This window comes from Curtobacterium sp. L1-20, assembly GCF_048755855.1.
Lineage (GTDB): Bacteria > Actinomycetota > Actinomycetes > Actinomycetales > Microbacteriaceae > Curtobacterium.
Window position 1 is genome coordinate 1,524,742 of record NZ_CP151473.1, and the last position, 18,396, is coordinate 1,543,137.

Consider the following 18,396-nt stretch of genomic DNA (forward strand, 5'->3'; position numbering starts at 1 on the left):
TGGCGCACGGTAGAACTGGAGCATGAGCGACACGACGCCCGCCGACACGACGTTCGAGACGATGGCCCCGGCCGACCTCGACGCCGCCCAGGCCCAGCGGGAGGTCGACCGCCTCCGCGTCCGGATCAACGAGCTCCGCGACCAGTACTACGAGGGCAACGGGTCCACCGTGTCGGACGGCGACTACGACGCGCTGGTCCACCGCCTCGACGCGATCGAGCAGCGGTTCCCCGACCTCCGCACCGCGGACAGCCCGACGCAGACCGTCGGCGGCCAGGCCCAGACGGTCCAGTTCGCGCCGGTCGAGCACGCCGAGCGCATGCTGAGCCTCGACAACGTCTTCAGCCCCGAGGAACTGACCGACTGGGCGGTCAAGGTCCAGCGCGACGCCGGTGCCGAACGCGTCCGGTTCCTCACCGAGTTGAAGATCGACGGGCTCGCGATCAACCTCCGGTACGAACACGGTCGCCTCGTGTCGGCGGCGACCCGGGGGGACGGCGTCGTCGGCGAGGACGTCACCGGCAACGTGCTCACGATGGGCACCATCCCGGACCGGTTGTCCGGCACGGGCCACCCGGCGATCGTCGAGGTCCGCGGCGAGATCTTCTTCCCGGTCGAGCAGTTCGACGAGCTGAACGCGCGACAGCGGGACGCGGGGGAGCGCGTCTTCGCCAACCCGCGCAACGCCGCGGCCGGGTCGCTCCGGCAGAAGGAAGAGGGCAAGTCCGCGGCGAAGCGTGCCCTGATGGTCGACCGGCTCCGCCGCCTGCGCATGCTGGTCCACGGGATCGGCGCGTGGCCGGTCCGCGAGCTCGAGCGGGACACCGAGGTCCGCGCCCAGTCCGAGGTCTACGAGCTCCTGCAGTCGTGGGGGCTCCCGACGAGCTCGCACTACCGGGTCTTCGACGGGATCGACGAGGTCCTCGGCTTCGTGCAGGAGTACGGCGACCGCCGGGCCTCGGTGGAGCACCAGATCGACGGCATCGTGATCAAGGTCGACGACCTCGCGCTGCACGAGGAACTCGGGTCGACGTCGCGTGCGCCCCGCTGGGCGATCGCCTACAAGTACCCGCCGGAAGAGGTCCACACGAAGCTCGTCGACATCGTCGTGAGCGTCGGTCGCACCGGTCGCGCGACGCCGTTCGCCGTGATGGCGCCGGCCGAGGTCGCTGGGTCGGTGGTGCGTCAGGCGACGCTGCACAACCAGCAGGTCGTCAAGGCCAAGGGCGTCCTGATCGGCGACACGGTGGTGCTGCGGAAGGCCGGCGACGTCATCCCCGAGGTGCTCGGCCCGGTCGTCGACCTCCGCGACGGTTCGGAGCGCGAGTTCGTGATGCCGACGCACTGCCCGGAGTGCGGGACCGAACTCGCGCCGGCGAAGGAGGGCGACATCGACCTCCGTTGCCCGAACGCGAAGAGCTGCCCGGCGCAGGTCCGCGGCCGGGTGGAGCACATCGCGTCCCGCGGCTCGCTCGACATCGAGGGCCTGGGCGAGGTCGCGGCCGCCGCGTTGACGCAGCCGCTGCACCCCGAGCAGCCGCCGCTGGTCACCGAGGCCGGGCTGTTCGACCTGACGATGGAGGACATCGTCCCGATCGAGGTGATCGTCCGTGACTCCGAGACCGGCATGGAGAAGACCACCGACGACGGCGCCCCGAAGCGCGTGACCCCGTTCAGCCGGGCACGCAAGAAGACCGATCCGCCCTTCGACCCGGAGGCCCGCGGCGCGGACCACACCGGCGAGCCGAGCCGCTACCCGTCGAAGAACGCGTTCGAGATGCTCGCGAACATCGACGCCGCGAAGACGAAGCCCCTGTGGCGGATCCTCGTCGGTCTGAGCATCCGGCACGTGGGCCCGGTCGCGGCGCGGGCCCTGGCGAACCACTTCGGTTCCCTCGACGCGATCCGGTCCGCCTCGCGGGAGGACCTCGCGGCCGTCGACGGCGTCGGTGGCATCATTGCCGATGCCCTGCTCGACTGGTTCGAGGTCGACTGGCACCGCGAGATCATCGACCGCTGGACCGCCGCGGGTGTGCAGTTCACGACGCCCGGCCACCCGGGCCCCGGAGCGGCCGAGACCGAGGGCGGTGTCCTCAGCGGTGTGACGGTCGTCGCGACCGGCTCCCTCGAGGGGTACACCCGCGAGGGCGCGCAGGAGGCGATCATCGCCGCCGGGGGCAAGGCCGCCTCGAGCGTCAGCAAGAAGACCGACTTCGTGGCAGCGGGTCCCGGAGCCGGGTCGAAGCTCACGAAGGCCGAGCAGCTGGGGCTCCGGATCATCGACGCGGACCAGTTCCGGCTGCTCGTCACGGAGGGGCCGGCGGCGTTGGCGGAGCCGGCCGACGGAGCACCCGAGGACTGAGGACTCCTCCGGAGCACAGACCGGGATTGTCCGCACGCCGCATCGAGCGCGTGTCTGCACCCAGTTCAGGGGGCAAGTTGCATCCCGCACGCCATCGAGGGGCCATTCTCCTTACACTCGTCAGAGCATCACCCGTCGCCTGCAGGGAGACGACGGGACGGCCTTCCCGAGGGAGACCCGATTGCTGCTCATCGCCGCGGCTCTGCTCACCGCCTCGATGCACTCGCTCGGAGTGGTCGAGGTGCCGGTCGCGCCCGCCACCCATCCGGTCGCGGTGCACACGACGGCCACACACCTCGTCGACGACGAGGTGCCGTCGAGACCGGTCATGACCGGGGTACAGCTGACCGTGGAGGACCTGGCGGTCGCCCGCGGCCGCACGTTCCTCGTCGACCTGTCCCGCCTCGACCGGGCCGCGTTGGTGCGTGCCTCGTCCGACCGGCGCGTGCTGGCGACCGCCGAGGACGACCCGCCGACGGCCGCGGACGTGCGCGCGTGGTGGGCGGGACTCGGCGGTCCGGAGCGGCTGCGGCTCGAGACGGCCGCGCCGTCGGTCGTCGGGAACCTCGAGGGCGTGCCCTACGACGTCCGCGACCGGGCCAACCGCTCGGTGCTCGCCGCGGAACTGGCCGACCCGGCCGGTCGGTCGGCACGCGCCGCGATGCTCGGCCAGGTCGAACAGTCGCTCGCGCACGACCCCGGTGCTCCGCGCCGCAACCTCATCACGCTCGACACCCGCGGCTCGGGCCGTGCGGCGATCGCCATCGGCGACCTCGACACCGCCGCCGACGTCACGGTCGTGGTCCCCGGCATGTTCTTCACGGTCACCGGACAGATGGCGGACTTCACGAACACCGCGAACGACCTGTACAGCGAGCAGGCGACCCTCGCCGGGGTCGCTGCGCCCGGGGCGGGGAACGGGATCGCGGTGATCGCTTGGATGGGGTACCGGACCCCGGACCTGTCGAACATCCTGTCCCTCCAGCTCGCCCAGACCGGGGCCGGACGCCTCGAACGCACCGTCGACGGGCTCCGGCAGGTCCGGGACGGTGAGCAGCCGCGGGTGAACATCGTCGCGCACTCCTACGGTTCGACGACGGCCCTCATGGCGCTGTCGTCCGGCAGGATGAGCGCCGACACCCTGACGGTGCTCGGGTCGCCGGGCAGCGACGTGCAGACGGCGTCCGAGCTGGCGGTCCGGTCCGGGCAGGTGTTCGTCGGCGACGCGCACAGCGACCCGATCGCCGGCTCCGGCTACTTCGGCACCGACCCCGGGTCGTCGACGTTCGGCTCGACCGTCCTCGACCTCGCGGGCGGTGTGGCCCAGGCGGCCGACGGCGAGGTCTTCCGCCGTCCGGTCGGCCACAACGACTACCTGAAGCCGGGGACGGCATCGCTGCACGACGTCGCGCTCATCGCCGTCGGCCGCGGGGACCTCGTCCGCGAGCAGCTCCGCCGTGGCGAGGGCGGGAAGGACGGGCTCCCGCAGACGTCGCCGGACATGTACCTGGTGCGACCGCAGGACCTCCACCCGCGCGACTGAGCCGTACCGTGGCCGGAGCGCGGACGCTGAGTGGGAACCTGAGCGCCGGTGCAGCCACTTCTCGTTCCACGGCAGAACCAGTACAGCCCGGCCCCATACCGTGCCGTCCATGCGTGTGGTGCGATGGCCCGGAGCCCTCCTGACGTTCGTCGCGATGTCGGCGCTGGCCGGCATGCTCGTCGCCGTCGCCGTGACCCCGGGCGTCGCGGTCGCCGGCGAGGGGACGTCCGGGGCGGTGGCGTTCTTCGAGGACCTGCCGAGCTACCTCGACATCCAGACGCCGCAGCAGGTCTCCTCGGTCTACGCGACGAAGGGCGGCCAGCAGGTCAAGATCGCGTCGTTCTACGCCGAGAACCGGACGAACGTGCCGTCCTCCGCGATGGCTGAGTCGCTGAAGCAGGCGGCCACCGACACCGAGGACCCGCGCTTCTACGACGAGGGCGGCGTGGACGTGATCGGGACGCTGCGCGCGAGCATCGCGGACGCGCTGCACCAGAGCGTCCAAGGCGGGTCGAGCATCACGCAGCAGTACGTGAAGAACGTCCTCGTCCAGCAATGCGAGCAGCTCACCGGGAAGGACACCGCGTCGACCTCGGCGATGGTGGACGCGTGCTACAAGAAGGTCGCGGGCCAGTCCAAGGCGCGGAAGCTCCAGGAGATCCGGTACGCGGTCGCCGTCAACAAGAAGTACACGAAGGACCAGATCCTCACCGGGTACCTGAACATCGTCGGGCTCGGTGGCAAGGTCTACGGCGCCGAGGCCGGCGCGGAGTACTACTTCGGCGTGCACGCGAAGGACCTCTCGCTCGTGCAGTCTGCGACCCTCGTGGCGATCTTCAACTACCCGTCCCGGCTGCGCATCGACCAGCCCGGCGACAAGGTGAACGGTGCCGCGAACGGGTACGCGGCGACGAAGGTCCGGCGCGACTACGTCCTGCAGCGGATGTACGTCCACCACGACATCACGAAGGCCCAGCTCGACCAGGCGAAGGCGACCCCCGTCACGCCGAAGATCACGGCCACCGCGAACGGCTGTTCGTCGGCCGCGTCCGGCTACGACGCCGGGTACTTCTGCGACTACGTCCGCGAGCAGGTGCTGCAGGACCCGGCGTTCGGCAAGACCGCCCCCGAGCGGATCGCGACGCTGGACACGAAGGGGCTGCAGATCCACACCTCGCTGGACCTCGACCTGCAGGGCCAGGCGCAGACAGCCCTCTCGACGTACGTGCCGCCGACCATGGCGGGCGTCGACGTCGGCGGGTCGAACGTCACCGTCCAGCCCGGGACGGGGCGCATCCTGTCGATGGTGCAGAACACGACGTACACGCAGAGCGACAACGCGGGTGCGGGTGCGACGGCGGTGAACTACAGCGCCGACAGCGCCTACGGGAACTCGGGCGGGTTCCAGACCGGCTCGACGTACAAGGTGTTCACCCTCGCGGAGTGGCTCGCCACCGGACACACGCTGTCCCAGTCCGTGTCGACCGGGGAGCACACCTTCCAGAACGCCGAGTTCACCAACTCCTGCCAGGACGTCAGCGGCGGCGAGTGGAACGTGTCGAACGCCGAGAACGTGGGCCCGAGCCTGACCGTGGAGCAGGCCACGGCGGAGTCGATCAACACCGCCTACGCCCAGATGGGCAAGCAGCTCGACCTCTGCAAGATCGCGGAGCTGGCGAAGTCCATGGGGATCCACCCGGCGAGCGGCGGGACGCTCACGCAGACCCCGTCGTCGATCCTCGGGGTGAACGACCTCTCGCCGATCGACCTCGCCGAGGCCTACGCCGGCTTCGCCCACGGCGGTGTCGTCTGCACCCCGACCGCGATCGACTCGGTGACGACCTCGACGGGCGCGAAGATCACCCCGACGCCCTCCTCGTGCACGCAGGGGGTCGCGGCGAACGTCGCCGCGACGGTCGACTACGCCCTCCGCGGCGTGCTCACCGGCAAGGGCACGGCCGTCCTGGCCAACCCGGGTGACACCGTCGAGAAGTTCGCCAAGACCGGCACGACCGACGGGGACGTGCAGAACTGGCTGGTCGCGTCGACGACGAAGTACACGAACGCCACGTGGATCGGCAACGTCCAGGGGCACGTGGGACTCGCGAACGTCGGCTTCCCGCAGGGCACGACCGGGTACAGCGCGAAGTTCGGGGTCGGCAAGGCGCTGATGAGCTACCTCGACCAGACGGTCGGCGGCGACCCCTTGCCCGCGCCGGACCCCGCGCTGGTCGGGCAGGTTGCGCCGGCACCCTCGGCCGCCGCGCAGTCGACCGGGTCGGGACAGGACGGGTCGCAGCAGCAGGGTCAGCAGCAGCAGCAGCAGCCACAGCAGCAGGGCCAGCAGCAGCCGCCGCAGCCGCCGCAGCAGCAGGACCAGCAGCAGCCGACCCGACAGGGCGCCCACGGGGCGCCGTCGAAGCCGGGGACCGGACGCTGACGGTCTGGAGGGTCGGTGCCGGTCCGCGGGGCCGGCGCCGCACCCCGGACGGCCCGGCCCGGTTCTCCACAGGCGGGTCGCGTGCGTCGGGGCACCAATAGACTGGTGCGCATCCCACGAACCGATCGACGGAGCACCATGCCTGACATCACGAGCGAGCAGGTCGCGCACCTGGCGAACCTCGCACGTATCGCACTCACGCCGGACGAGATCGACAAGCTGACCGGGGAGCTCTCGCACATCGTCGAGAGCGTCGCCCGCGTCGCCGAGGTCGCCACCCCGGACGTCCCCGCGACGAGCCACCCGGTGCCGCTCGGCAACGTCACGCGGCCCGACGTGGTCGGGCAGACGCTGACGCAGGAGCAGGCACTCTCGGGTGCGCCGGACTCGGACGGCGAGCGCTTCCGCGTGACCGCGATCCTCGGCGAAGAACAGTAGGGCGAAGAACAGTGACCAGCGACCTCACCCGCCTCAGCGCCGCCGCGCTCGCCGACGCCCTCGTGGCGCGCGACGTCTCGAGCGTCGAGGCGACCCAGGCCCACCTCGACCGCATCCAGGCCGTGGACGGCGACGTCCACGCGTTCCTGCACGTCAACCAGAACGCGCTCGCCGCGGCGAAGGCGATCGACTCGCGCCGCGCCGCGGGCGACGACCTCGGCCCGCTCGCCGGCGTCCCGATCGCCGTCAAGGACGTCCTCTGCACGCAGGACATGCCGACGACCTCCGGCTCGAAGATCCTCGAGGGCTGGGTGCCCCCGTACGACGCGACCCCGGTCGCGAAGCTCCGGGCAGCCGGCCTCGTGCCGCTCGGCAAGACCAACATGGACGAGTTCGCCATGGGTTCGACGACCGAGTTCTCGGCCTACGGTCCGACACACAACCCGTGGGACCTCGACCGCATCCCCGGTGGTTCCGGTGGTGGCTCGGCCGCCGCGGTCGCCGCGCACGAGGCGCCCCTCGCGCTCGGCTCGGACACCGGCGGCTCCATCCGCCAGCCGGGTGCCGTGACCGGTACCGTCGGCGTCAAGCCCACCTACGGCGGTGTCAGCCGGTACGGGGCGATCGCCCTCGCGTCGAGCCTCGACCAGGTCGGCCCGGTGTCCCGGACAGTGCTCGACGCCGCGCTCCTGCACGACGTCATCGGCGGGCACGACCCGAAGGACTCCACCTCGATCCCGGACGCGTGGCCGTCGATGGCCGCCGCCGCGCGCGAGGGCCTGCAGGCGGACACGCTCCGGGGGCTCCGTGTCGGCGTCGTGAAGGAGCTCGCCGGTGGCGAGGGCTTCCAGGCCGGTGTCACGCAGCGCTTCCAGGAGACCGTGGCGATCCTCGAGTCCGCGGGTGCCCAGGTCGTCGAGATCGACGCACCCTCGTTCGCCTACGCGATCAGCGCCTACTACCTGATCCTCCCGGCCGAGGCGTCGTCGAACCTGGCGAAGTTCGACTCGGTCCGCTTCGGCCTCCGCGTCACGCCGGAGAACGGTGCCACGGTCGAGGACGTCATGGCCGCCACGCGCGAGGCCGGGTTCGGTCCCGAGGTCAAGCGCCGCATCATCCTCGGCACCTACGCCCTGAGCGCGGGGTACTACGACGCCTACTACGGCTCGGCGCAGAAGGTCCGCACGCTCGTGCAGCGAGACTTCACGGCCGCGTTCGAGCAGGTCGACCTGCTGGTCAGCCCGTCGGCCCCGACCACCGCGTTCCCGATCGGTGAGCGCATCGACGACCCGTTGTCGATGTACCTCAACGACCTCACGACGATCCCGGCGAACCTCGCCGGCGTCCCCGGCATGAGCATCCCGAACGGCCTCGCCCCCGAGGACGGTCTGCCGACCGGCGTGCAGCTGATGGCCCCGCAGCGCGAGGACGCCCGGCTGTACCGCTACGGCGCCGCGCTCGAGCGCCTGCTCGAGCAGCAGTGGGGACACCCGCTCATCGACGGCATCCCGGACCTCGACCAGAGTCAGCAGTCCGCTGCGCAGGAAGGTGTGATCTGATGGCGCAGAAGGACGCGCTGATGGACTTCGACGAGGCCCTCCGGCTGTACGAGCCGGTCCTCGGCTTCGAGGTCCACGTCGAACTCGCGACGAAGACCAAGATGTTCTCGGACGCGCCGAACTTCTTCGGCGGCGAGCCCAACACGAACGTGACGCCGGTCGACCTCGGGCTGCCCGGGTCGCTCCCGGTCGTGAACGCACAGGCCGTGCGGTACTCGATCCAGCTCGGGCTCGCGCTCGGGTGCTCCATCGCCGAGTCGTCCCGGTTCGCGCGGAAGAACTACTACTACCCGGACAACCCGAAGAACTACCAGATCTCGCAGTACGACGAGCCCATCGCGTACGAGGGCGAAGTCGAGGTCGAGCTCGCCGACGGCACGATCTTCCAGGTGCCGATCGAGCGTGCCCACATGGAAGAGGACGCCGGCAAGCTCACGCACGTCGGCGGTGCCACCGGTCGCATCCAGGGCGCCGAGTACTCCCTCGTCGACTACAACCGCGCCGGTGTCCCGCTCGTCGAGATCGTCACCAAGCCGATCATCGGTGCCGAGGAGCGCGCACCCGAACTCGGCGCCGCCTACGTGCAGGTCATCCGCGACCTCGTCCGGGCGCTCGGCGTCTCCGAGGCCCGCATGGAGCGGGGCAACCTGCGCTGCGACGCGAACATCTCGCTGCGTCCCCGCGGCCAGGAGAAGCTCGGCACCCGCACCGAGACGAAGAACGTGAACTCGTTCCGTGCCGTCGAGCGGGCGATCCGCTACGAGATCCAGCGGCAGGCGGCGATCCTGGCCGCCGGCGGGACGATCACGCAGGAGACCCGGCACTGGCACGAGGACACCGGCCGCACGTCGGCCGGTCGCCCCAAGTCGGACGCCGACGACTACCGCTACTTCCCGGAGCCCGACCTGCTCCCCGTCGTGCCGGACCCGGCCGTCATCGAGGAGCTCCGGGCGTCGCTGCCCGAGGCCCCGGTGGCACGTCGTCGCCGGCTCAAGGGCGACTGGGGCTTCACCGACCTCGAGTTCCAGGACGTCGTCAACGGCGGCCTGCTGGACGAGGTCGAGGGCACCGTCGCCGCCGGCGCCTCGCCGCAGGCCGCACGCAAGTGGTGGACCGGCGAGATCAGCCGCGTCGCGAACGCGCAGGACGCCGCACCCGGCGACCTCGTGTCGCCGGAGCACGTCGCCGAGACGATCGCGCTCGTCGAGTCCGGTGACCTCACCGACCGGCTGGCGCGGCAGGTGCTCGAGGGCGTCATCGCCGGAGAAGGGTCGCCGGCGCAGGTCGTCGAGGCCCGTGGGCTGAAGGTCGTGTCCGACGACTCGGCGCTCACCGCCGCGGTCGACGATGCCCTCGCCGCGCAGCCCGACGTGCTCGCGAAGATCAAGGACGGCAAGGTCCAGGCCGCCGGCGCGATCATCGGTGCCGTCATGAAGGCGATGCGGGGACAGGCCGACGCAGCCCGCGTCCGCGAACTCGTCCTCGAGCGCGCACAGCAGTCGTAGCGCTGCCGGACCGACACCCGGACACAGCACCGCGGGGGACCGCGGTGCTGTGTCCGTCCCACGTCCCCGCACAACCTGGGGACGCGTCAGCGACCCGGTGACAAGATGGGTCGTGACCGCAACGATCCGCGCCATCGGTACCGCCGTCCCCGAGACGACGCTCGACCAGGGCCGCGTGCGCGACCTCTTCTCCGCCCAGCCCGGCATCGGCAGGCTCGCCAGCAGGCTGGTCCCGGCCGCGTTCGACGCGTCCGAGGTCGACCACCGGCACACCGTGCTCGACGAGCTCGACGCCGCACGACCCGGAGGCGCGTTCCGCGACGACGACGGTGTGCTCCGCTCCCCGAGCACGGGCTCGCGGAACGACCGGTACCGCGAACTCGCGCCGCCGCTCTTCGTCGCGGCCGCCCGGGACGCCGTCGAGCGGGCCGGGGTCGACCCCGCCTCGGTCACCCACCTCGTGACGGTGTCGTGCACCGGCTTCACCCAGCCGGGGCCCGACATCGACATCGTCGAGCAGCTCGGCCTGCCCGCAGGCGTCTTCCGCCACCACATCGGCTTCATGGGGTGCTGCGCTGCGTTCCCCGCGCTGCGCATCGCCGCCGCGTTCGCCGAGGCCGACCCGGACGCCGTCGTGCTGGTGGTCTGCGCCGAACTCTGCACCCTCCACGTCCGGGCCTCCGACGACCCGGACCAGATCGTCGCGAACAGCGTCTTCGGGGACGGCGCTGCCGCCGTGGTCGTGGCCGCGGACGGCGCGGGCCTCCGGCTCGACGGCTTCGCCACCACGGTCATCCCGGAGGGGGCGTCCGAGATGGCGTGGAACATCGGCGACGAGGGCTTCGAGATGGTCCTCTCGACTGCCGTGCCGAAGCTCGTCGGCGCTCACGTGCCGGCAGCCGTCGCCCCGCTCGTGGGCGGCTCCGGCACCCCGTCGGACATCCCGGTGTGGGCGATCCACCCGGGCGGGCGGGCGATCCTCGACCGTGCGCAGGAGGCCCTCGGACTGCCCGACACCGCGATGGCGTCGAGTCGCCGGGTCCTCCGTGCGCACGGCAACATGTCCAGCGCCACGGTCCTCTTCGTCCTGCGGGACGCCGTCGACGCCGGGCTCACCGACGGCAGCTCCCTCGTGGCGTTGGCCTTCGGCCCCGGGCTCACGGTGGAGTCGGGCCGGTTGACGGCCGTCCGCACCGAGGCCTCCCCGGACGTCGAACCGCGACGTGCTCCGGTCGCGACGGCGGGCACCGCGTGAGCCGCGCGGACGGGGCCGGGTCGCGCCTGCCGGTCGACCTGACCGAGCGCGACGTCGCGCTCACCGAGCTCATGGACGACCCGGACTGCGACCCGCACGCCCTGGCGCGCACCTTCCGGCGGTTCGCCCTCGTCAACGCCCTGGTCAGCGGATGGCGCGGCGTCTGGCGGACGCACGTCGCCCCGGCACTGCCGACCGAGGGTCGTGCGCGGGTCCTCGACCTCGGCTGCGGCGGCGGCGACCTCGCGCGTGCCCTCGTGCGGTGGGCCGCGGCGGACGGCTTCGACGTCGAGGTCGTCGGCGTCGACCCGGATCCGCGTGCGATCGAGGCGGCCACCCGCTCGACCACGCGCGGCGTCACCTTCCGCGAGCAGTCGAGCGGTGACCTGGTGGCGGCGGGGGAGCGGTTCGACCTCGTCGTGTCGAACCACGTCCTCCACCACCTCGGCGACGAGGAACGGAACGGGTTCCTCGGCGACTCGGCGACGCTCGCCACGAGCCGGAGCCTCCACTCGGACATCCGGCGGTCGCCCGCCGCCTACCGTGCGTACGCCCTCGGGTCCGCGTTCGTCGCGGCGGGCACCTTCGTCCGGGTCGACGGCCTCCGCTCGATCCGCCGGTCCTTCACCGTGCCGGAACTGCGGGACGCGCTGCCGACCGGGTGGCGGGCCGAGCAGGCCGCCCCGCACCGGGTGCTCGCCGTCCGCGACGCCTGACGGACGGCGCCGGGACGGCGAGGTCGGCCGGGTCGGCCGGGTCGGCTAGCGTCGGGTCCATGGCCCAGGAAGCGTTGCACCGCGTCGCGGTCCTCGTCCTGGACGGCGCGAAGCCACTCGACGTCGGGATCCCCGCGCAGGTGTTCTCCAACCGGCCGAGCATGCCGTACGAGGTGCGGGTCTGCGGGCCGCGTGCGGGACGCATCGCCGGTGGGGACGGGCTCGCCTACGCCGTCGACCACGGGCTCGACGCGCTCGCGTGGGCGCAGACCGTCTTCGTGCCGGGGTACCGGTACCCGGCGGACACGCCACCACCGGCGGACGTGGTCGCCGCGCTCGCCCGTGCACACCAGGCCGGTGTCCGCATCGCGGCGATCTCCACCGGTGCGTTCGCACTCGCGGCGGCCGGCCTGCTCGACGGCCGACGTGCGACGACGCACTGGCACTACACCCGGGTCCTGCGGGACCGCTACCCCGACGTGGACGTCGACGAGGACGTCCTGTTCGTCGACGCCGGATCGGTCCTGACGAGCGCCGGCGCGGCCAGCGGGATCGACCTGTGCCTCCACATCGTGCGGCAGGACCACGGGGTCGCGCTGTCCAACCACGTGGCGCGCCGGCTCGTCAGTGCGCCCTACCGGAGCGGCGGTCAGGCGCAGTTCGTCCCGCGGAGCATGCCCGAGCCGCTCGGGGACGTCTTCGCCGAGACGCGGGAGTGGGCACTCCGGCACCTCGCCGACCCGCTGACGCTCGAGGTCCTCGCGCGGAACGCGACGGTGTCCCCGCGCACGTTCTCGCGGCGCTTCGTCGAGGACACCGGGTACACGCCGATGCAGTGGGTGCTCCGGGCCCGCGTCGACCTCGCGCGGGAACTCCTGGAACGGTCGGACCTCGGCGTCGACCAGGTCGCCGAGCGCGCGGGCCTCGGTTCCGACGCGAACCTCCGCACGCACTTCCGGCGGATCCTCGGCACCTCGCCGACCGCGTACCGCCGCACCTTCCAGGACTGACGCGCCCACCGCGGGCATTGGCGGGATCCTTGCGGACGATGGCTTCCCTGCCACTGGAGCCGCGCCTCCAGGCCGATGAGCATGGACCGCGGAACGAAAGGACGTCCACATGACCCGCATCGCCATCAACGGATTCGGCCGCATCGGCCGCAACACCCTCCGCGCCCTCCTCGCGCGCGGCGGCGACGACCTCGAGGTCGTCGCCGTCAACGACCTGACCGCCCCCGACACCCTCGCGCACCTCTTCCGATACGACTCCGCGCTCGGTCCCTTCGACGGCACCGTCGAGGTCGACGGCGACGTGCTGGTCATCGACGGCCGACGCGTGCGCGTGCTGGCTTCGCGAGAACCGGCTGAGCTGCCGTGGGCGGACCTCGGCGTCGAGGTCGTCCTCGAGTCCACCGGCCGCTTCACCGCGCGGGACGCCGCCGCCGGGCACCTCACCGCGGGTGCGCGACGCGTCCTCATCAGCGCCCCCGCCTCAGGTGCCGACGCGACCATCGCCTACGGGGTGAACACCGACGTGTTCGACCCGGAGGCGCACACCGTCGTCTCGAACGCCTCCTGCACGACGAACGCGTTGGCGCCGCTCGCGTCGGTGCTCGACGACCTCGCGGGCATCGAGCACGGGTTCATGACGACCGTCCACGCCTACACGCAGGAGCAGAACCTGCAGGACGGTCCGCACCGCGACCTCCGCCGCGCACGGGCTGCCGGCGTCAACATCGTCCCGACCTCGACGGGGGCCGCGAAGGCGATCGGGCTGGTGCTGCCGCGGCTCGAGGGCAAGCTGTCCGGGGACGCGATCCGGGTGCCGGTGCCGGTCGGCTCGATCGTCGAGCTGAACACCGTGGTCTCGCGTGACGTCACCGTCGACGAGGTCAACGAGGCCTACCGTGCCGCTGCCGCCGGACCGCTCGCGGGCGTGCTGGCCTTCACGGCGGACCCGCTCGTGTCGACGGACATCACCGGGCGGCCGGAGTCGAGCGTCTTCGACTCGCTGCTCACCCGTGTGGACGAGGGGCGGCACGTGAAGGTCGTGGCCTGGTACGACAACGAGTGGGGCTTCTCGAACCGGGTCGTCGACACGCTGGGGCTGCTGGCCCGGGCCTGAGGCGGACGACCCGCGCGCTGGCGGGCCGGGCCGGCGGGGCGGACCCGAGCGCCCCTGCGCCGATGCGGTCCAGCCCGTGCTGCGGAAGCGACAGCGTGCCGGACACGGGCCGCGGTGGTCCCGCGAAAGCGACAGTGTGCCGTCGATGTCCGGCGGCACACTGTCGCTTTCGCGGAACGGCGGCCTCGCCCTGCGTCAGCGGATGACGGCCGTCGTGGACGCGAAGGACCGGGAGCGCACGGCCTCGCGGTACCGGTCGAGCGCGGCACCCTCGACCTCGACCGACTCGAGCGCCGCCAGCCCCGCACCGAGCACCGGGGGATCGGTCACCCACGTCGGGACCGCTCCGGGCACCCGCTCCGCGAGCCCCGACACGACCCCGTCCACGAGCAACGGGTCCCGCGCGGCGAGCACACCGCCACCGAGCACGACCGGCACCGGTGACGCCGCCGACCCGCCGAGTCCGAGCCGCCCGAGCGCCACCGACGCCAGGAGCACGATCTCCTCGGCCTGCCGGTCCACGACGCTCCTGGCCACGGCGTCGCCGGTTCCCGCGACCTCGAAGAGCACCGGGCACAGCCGGTTGAAGACGCGTTGGTCGAGGCGCCCGAAGTGGACGGCCTCGGTGACCTCGCGCACGGTGCCGAGCCCGAGGGCGGCCGGTACCGCGTCGACGAGCGCCGTCGCGGGTCCGCGTCCGTCGTCGGCGCGTGCGGCGTGCCACAGCGCCCGGTTGCCGAGGTACGCCCCGCCGCCCCAGTCGCCGGAGACATCGCCGATCGCCGGGAACCGCGCGGTCTCGCCGTCCGCCCGCACGGCGAGGGCGTTGATGCCCGTGCCGCACACCACCGCCGCGGCATCGGGGGAGAGCGTCCCGGCACGCAACAGCGCGAACAGGTCGTTGTCGAGCACGTCCGGTGCGCCGCCGTCCTCCGCCCAGTGGGCGAGAGCCGTCCTGGCCGCCACGAGTTCGTCCGGCAGGTCGAGCCCGGCGAGGTACACGTGGGTGGTCAGGATCCGTCGGTCGCCGAGGTCGGCGAGCACGCGGGCGCGCACGTCGTCGAGGATCGGCCCGGCGAGGTCCCAACCGCGGGTCTGCGGGTTCGATCCGGGTCCGCGGGCGTGTCCGACCAGTGTGCCGTCGAGGCCGATCGCGACGACGTCGGTCTTGCTGCCGCCGCCGTCGACGGCCAGCACCACGTCGGTCGCGCTCGGGGCCACGTCGGCCCCGCTCCGCGGCGGCGTCGCCGGACGGGAGGCGCGGGTCGTCCCCGCCTCGCCGGTGCGGCTCAGCCCACCCACGTCGCCTGCTCCGATCGCGCCCACGGCAGGTGCTCCGCGTTCGCGGCCAGGAGCAGGTCGGTGAGCTTCTCGGCCCGGTCGACCTGACCCACGAGCGGGTGCGCCCACATCGCCCGGAGCACCCGGTCGCGGCCGCCGTGGACGGCGGCCTCGAGGGCGAGCCGTTCGTAGCCGGCCACGTGCGACACCAGCCCCACCATGTCCTCGGCGAGCGGTGCGACGGGCAGCGGGGTGATCGCCTGCCGGGTGACGCGGGCCGGGACCTCGATGACGTGGTCGTCGGGGAGGAACGGGAAGGTGCCGTCGTTGCGCACGTTCAGCACCTGCACGTCCCCGCGGTCGCCGAGGATCGAGGACAGGACGTCGATCGCCGCCTCCGAGTAGTACGCACCGCCGCGCTGCTCGAGCTCGACCGGCTTCGTGACGACCGACTCGTCGGCGTACTTCGCCAGGAGCGCCCGCTCGGTCGCCATGACCGCTTCGGCGCGGGTGGGCTCGTGGAGCTGTTCCTCGAGGACCAGGTCGTGCGCGTAGAAGTAGCGCAGGTAGTACGACGGGACCGCGTGCTGCAGGCGGATGAGGTCCTCGTGCATGTGCACGCTCTCGGCCATCCGGGTCAGGGCGTCCCCGGGGGCGAGCAGCTCGTCGAGCACGTCCCGCGTGCTGCCGTCGGCGCCGGTGACGTGCACGCCGCGCTCCCACGTCAGGTGGTTCAGGCCGACGTGGTCCAGGCGGACGGCCGACGGTGCGACCTGGAACTCCTTCGCGAAGCGGCGCTGGAACCCGATGGCGACGTTGCAGAGCCCGACGGCGCGGTGACCGGCTTCGAGCAGTGCCCGCGTGACGATGCCGACCGGGTTGGTGAAGTCGACGATCCAGGCGTCCGGCTTGGCGTGCTCGCGGACGAGCTCCGCGTACTCGAGCACGACCGGCACGGTCCGGAGCGCCTTCGCGAACCCGCCGGGTCCGGTGGTCTCCTGCCCGATGCAGCAGGCCTCGTGCGGCCAGGTCTCGTCCTGCTGCCGTGCGGCCTGGCCGCCGATGCGGAGTTGGAACATGACGGCGTCGGCGTCGGACACCCCGGCCACCACGTCGTCGGTGACGTGCACGGTGCCGGGGTGGCCGGCGTGCGCGAACATGCGCTTCGCGACGCCGCCGACCAGCTCGCGCCGGACCGGGTCGGGGTCGACGAGCCAGAGCTCGTCGATGGGCAGTTGGTCGCGGAGCCGGGCGAAGCCGTCCACGAGCTCGGGGGTGTAGGTGGATCCGCCACCGATGACTGCGAGTTTCACTGTGGTGCTATCCCTTCACGCCGGTGAGCGCGATGCCCTCGACGAATGCCTTCTGTGCGAAGAAGAAGATGATGACGACGGGGACCATGACGACGACGGTCATCGCCATCGTCATGGACCAGTCGGTGCCGTGCTGGCCGCGGAACGTCGCGAGCCCGTACGCGACCGGCCAGGCGGCCTGGTTCTCGGACGCGTAGAGGAGCGGACCGTAGTAGTCGTTCCACGAGTGGAAGAACATGAAGATCGCCGCCGACGCGATGCCCGGACGTGCCATCGGCACGACCACGCGCCAGAGCACGCCCCACTCGCTGCAGCCGTCCATCCGCGCGGCGTCCCCGTACTCCTTCGGGATCGTCATGAAGAACTGGCGGAGCAGGAAGATGCTGAACGCGTCGCCGAGCAGGTTCGGCAGGATCAGCGGCCAGAGCGTCCCGGTCAGGTGCAGGTGCGACCACATCACGTAGACCGGCACCGCGGTGACCTGCGGGGGCAGGAGCATCGCGACGATGATCACCGTGAAGATCAGGTTCGCGCCCCGGAACTTGATCTGGGCGAGGGCGTACGCCGCCGGCACGGAGCTGACGAGCATGAACGCGGTGGCGAGCACGGCGTACATCGACGAGTTGCCGAACCACTGGACGAGCGGCAGCTCGGTGAAGACCCGGCCGTAGTTCGCGAAGTCGAAGGGCTTCGGGATGATCGACGCCGTGAGGGCCTGGTTGCTCGACATCAGCGACGTCAGGACGACGAAGACGATCGGCGCGATGGTCAGGACGCCGAGCGCGACGAGCGCGGCGTGCTCGGCGATCCAGACGAGGGTCCGGCCGCGGGGCCTGCCGGTGCGGGGAGCAGAACCCCGGGGAGCCCGGGCGAGCGGTGACTGGGAGACGGCGGTCATCAGGACTCCTCCGGCCGGAACACGCTGATCCGACGCATCGTGAAGACGAGCACCACGGCGGTGACCACGAAGAGCACCACGGCCATGGCGGACGCGTAACCGAACTGGAAGTTCGCGAACCCGTGCTGGTAGAGCAGCTCGGTGTAGGTGAGCAGCGAGGTGCCCGGGTAGCCGAGCAGCGCCGCCGTCCCACCGCCGATCGTCGCCTTGCCGCTGGCGACCCCCGACGCGACCGCGGCCTCGGTGAAGTACTGCAGCGCGGCGATCACCCCGGTGACGGCAGCGAAGCCGATGACGGGCGCGATCGTCGGCAGCGTGATGTGTCGCACCTGCTGGACGCCGTTCGCGCCGTCGAGCGACGCGGCCTCGTACAGGTCGCGCGGCACGTCGAGGAGCGACGCCAGGAAGATGATCATGATGTCGCCCATCACCCAGACGCCCAGGATCACGAGCGAGGGCTTCGACCACGCCGGGTCGTTGAACCACAGCGGACCGTCGATGCCGAACACGCGGAGGATCTGGTTGACGGGGCCGGTGCCCGGGTTGAACAGGAACACGAAGGCGACGACGCTCGCCACCGGCGGCACCAGGGCGGGCAGGTAGAACAGTGTCCGCCAGAACCCCGTCATGGTCCTCGCCCGGCTGAGCAGTCCGGCGACGAGCAGTCCGCAGACGATCCGGACCGGCACGAGGATGACGACGAACCACAGCGTGTTGACGACCGCCGGGCCGATCTGCGGGTCCTGCGTGAACAGGAACTTGTAGTTGAGCAGTCCGACGAACTGGGGTTCCTGCAGCTGGTTGTAGCGCGTGAACGAGTAGAAGATCGACGCGACGAGCGGGTAGGCGAAGAAGACCGCGAGGCCCGCCAGGGCCGGAGCCAGCATGGTCAGCGCGACCAGGCGGCGGCGGGACTCGGCGGAGCGTCGCCGACGTGGCCGGCTCGCGGGGGTCGTCGAACG

At 71.8% G+C, this 18,396-nt stretch carries 14 protein-coding genes; 10 read left to right on the plus strand and 4 right to left on the minus strand.

What is annotated here, in order from left to right:
* Positions 1 to 22 precede the first annotated feature (22 nt).
* From ligA to gap, 10 genes are all read left to right on the plus strand, one after another.
* Positions 23 to 2,362: an NAD-dependent DNA ligase LigA gene (gene ligA / locus AAEP86_RS08775; protein ID WP_420370158.1), complete on the plus strand. Its 2,340-nt coding sequence runs from the start codon at positions 23 to 25 to the stop codon at positions 2,360 to 2,362.
* 181 nt (positions 2,363 to 2,543) lie between these two features.
* Entirely contained in the window at positions 2,544 to 3,905 is a 1,362-nt protein-coding gene (locus tag AAEP86_RS08780) for an alpha/beta hydrolase (RefSeq protein WP_420370159.1), read from the plus strand.
* Between the two features lie 109 nt (positions 3,906 to 4,014).
* Positions 4,015 to 6,345 (plus strand): transglycosylase domain-containing protein, encoded by a 2,331-nt coding sequence (locus tag AAEP86_RS08785; protein WP_420370160.1) that lies wholly within the window; start codon positions 4,015 to 4,017, stop codon positions 6,343 to 6,345.
* A gap of 138 nt (positions 6,346 to 6,483) precedes the next feature.
* Positions 6,484 to 6,783: an Asp-tRNA(Asn)/Glu-tRNA(Gln) amidotransferase subunit GatC gene (gene gatC / locus AAEP86_RS08790; RefSeq protein WP_420370161.1), complete on the plus strand. Its 300-nt coding sequence runs from the start codon at positions 6,484 to 6,486 to the stop codon at positions 6,781 to 6,783.
* A gap of 11 nt (positions 6,784 to 6,794) precedes the next feature.
* On the plus strand, positions 6,795 to 8,342 hold the full coding sequence (gene gatA, locus AAEP86_RS08795) for an Asp-tRNA(Asn)/Glu-tRNA(Gln) amidotransferase subunit GatA (protein ID WP_420370162.1): 1,548 nt from the start codon (positions 6,795 to 6,797) through the stop codon (positions 8,340 to 8,342).
* Positions 8,342 to 9,847, plus strand: a complete 1,506-nt coding sequence (gatB, locus tag AAEP86_RS08800; RefSeq protein ID WP_420370163.1) for an Asp-tRNA(Asn)/Glu-tRNA(Gln) amidotransferase subunit GatB — start codon at positions 8,342 to 8,344, stop codon at positions 9,845 to 9,847. The genes gatA and gatB overlap by 1 nt, the downstream gene beginning before the upstream one ends.
* 112 nt (positions 9,848 to 9,959) lie before the next feature.
* A complete protein-coding gene (locus AAEP86_RS08805) occupies positions 9,960 to 11,102 on the plus strand; it encodes a type III polyketide synthase (protein ID WP_420370164.1) in 1,143 nt (380 codons plus the stop codon).
* Positions 11,099 to 11,818 carry a methyltransferase domain-containing protein gene (locus tag AAEP86_RS08810; RefSeq protein WP_420370165.1) on the plus strand — a complete coding sequence of 240 codons (720 nt, stop codon included), beginning with the start codon at positions 11,099 to 11,101 and terminating at the stop codon, positions 11,816 to 11,818. The genes AAEP86_RS08805 and AAEP86_RS08810 overlap by 4 nt, the downstream gene beginning before the upstream one ends.
* Positions 11,819 to 11,877: 59 nt before the next feature.
* The gene (locus AAEP86_RS08815; RefSeq protein WP_420370166.1) at positions 11,878 to 12,828 is read left to right on the plus strand and encodes a GlxA family transcriptional regulator; all 951 of its coding nucleotides are present in this window, start codon (positions 11,878 to 11,880) and stop codon (positions 12,826 to 12,828) included.
* A 109-nt stretch (positions 12,829 to 12,937) separates the two neighbouring features.
* Complete coding sequence (gene gap, locus AAEP86_RS08820; RefSeq protein ID WP_420370167.1) at positions 12,938 to 13,942, plus strand: type I glyceraldehyde-3-phosphate dehydrogenase; 1,005 nt, start codon at positions 12,938 to 12,940, stop codon at positions 13,940 to 13,942.
* A 195-nt stretch (positions 13,943 to 14,137) separates the two neighbouring features.
* Here gap and AAEP86_RS08825 read toward each other — a convergent pair whose 3' ends face one another.
* From AAEP86_RS08825 to AAEP86_RS08840, 4 genes are read right to left on the minus strand one after another with little or no spacing between them, the layout of a single operon-like run.
* Positions 14,138 to 15,244, minus strand: a complete 1,107-nt coding sequence (locus AAEP86_RS08825; protein WP_420370168.1) for an N-acetylglucosamine kinase — start codon at positions 15,242 to 15,244, stop codon at positions 14,138 to 14,140.
* A complete protein-coding gene (locus tag AAEP86_RS08830) occupies positions 15,232 to 16,536 on the minus strand; it encodes a 6-phospho-beta-glucosidase (RefSeq protein ID WP_420370169.1) in 1,305 nt (434 codons plus the stop codon). The genes AAEP86_RS08825 and AAEP86_RS08830 overlap by 13 nt, the downstream gene beginning before the upstream one ends.
* A gap of 7 nt (positions 16,537 to 16,543) precedes the next feature.
* Complete coding sequence (locus tag AAEP86_RS08835; RefSeq protein ID WP_420370170.1) at positions 16,544 to 17,434, minus strand: carbohydrate ABC transporter permease; 891 nt, start codon at positions 17,432 to 17,434, stop codon at positions 16,544 to 16,546.
* On the minus strand, positions 17,434 to 18,321 hold the full coding sequence (locus tag AAEP86_RS08840) for a carbohydrate ABC transporter permease (RefSeq protein ID WP_420370171.1): 888 nt from the start codon (positions 18,319 to 18,321) through the stop codon (positions 17,434 to 17,436). Before AAEP86_RS08840 ends, AAEP86_RS08835 begins: the two co-directional genes overlap by 1 nt.
* Positions 18,322 to 18,396 lie beyond the last annotated feature (75 nt).

Coding starts and splice junctions, on each gene's coding strand:
- ligA (WP_420370158.1), top strand. CDS start 23: ATGAGCGACACGACGCCCGCCGACACGACGTTCGAGACGATGGCCCCG.
- AAEP86_RS08785 (WP_420370160.1), top strand. CDS start 4,015: ATGCGTGTGGTGCGATGGCCCGGAGCCCTCCTGACGTTCGTCGCGATG.
- gatC (WP_420370161.1), top strand. CDS start 6,484: ATGCCTGACATCACGAGCGAGCAGGTCGCGCACCTGGCGAACCTCGCA.
- gatB (WP_420370163.1), top strand. CDS start 8,342: ATGGCGCAGAAGGACGCGCTGATGGACTTCGACGAGGCCCTCCGGCTG.
- AAEP86_RS08815 (WP_420370166.1), top strand. CDS start 11,878: ATGGCCCAGGAAGCGTTGCACCGCGTCGCGGTCCTCGTCCTGGACGGC.
- gap (WP_420370167.1), top strand. CDS start 12,938: ATGACCCGCATCGCCATCAACGGATTCGGCCGCATCGGCCGCAACACC.
- AAEP86_RS08835 (WP_420370170.1), bottom strand. CDS start 17,434: ATGACCGCCGTCTCCCAGTCACCGCTCGCCCGGGCTCCCCGGGGTTCT.
- AAEP86_RS08840 (WP_420370171.1), bottom strand. CDS start 18,321: ATGCTGGCTCCGGCCCTGGCGGGCCTCGCGGTCTTCTTCGCCTACCCG.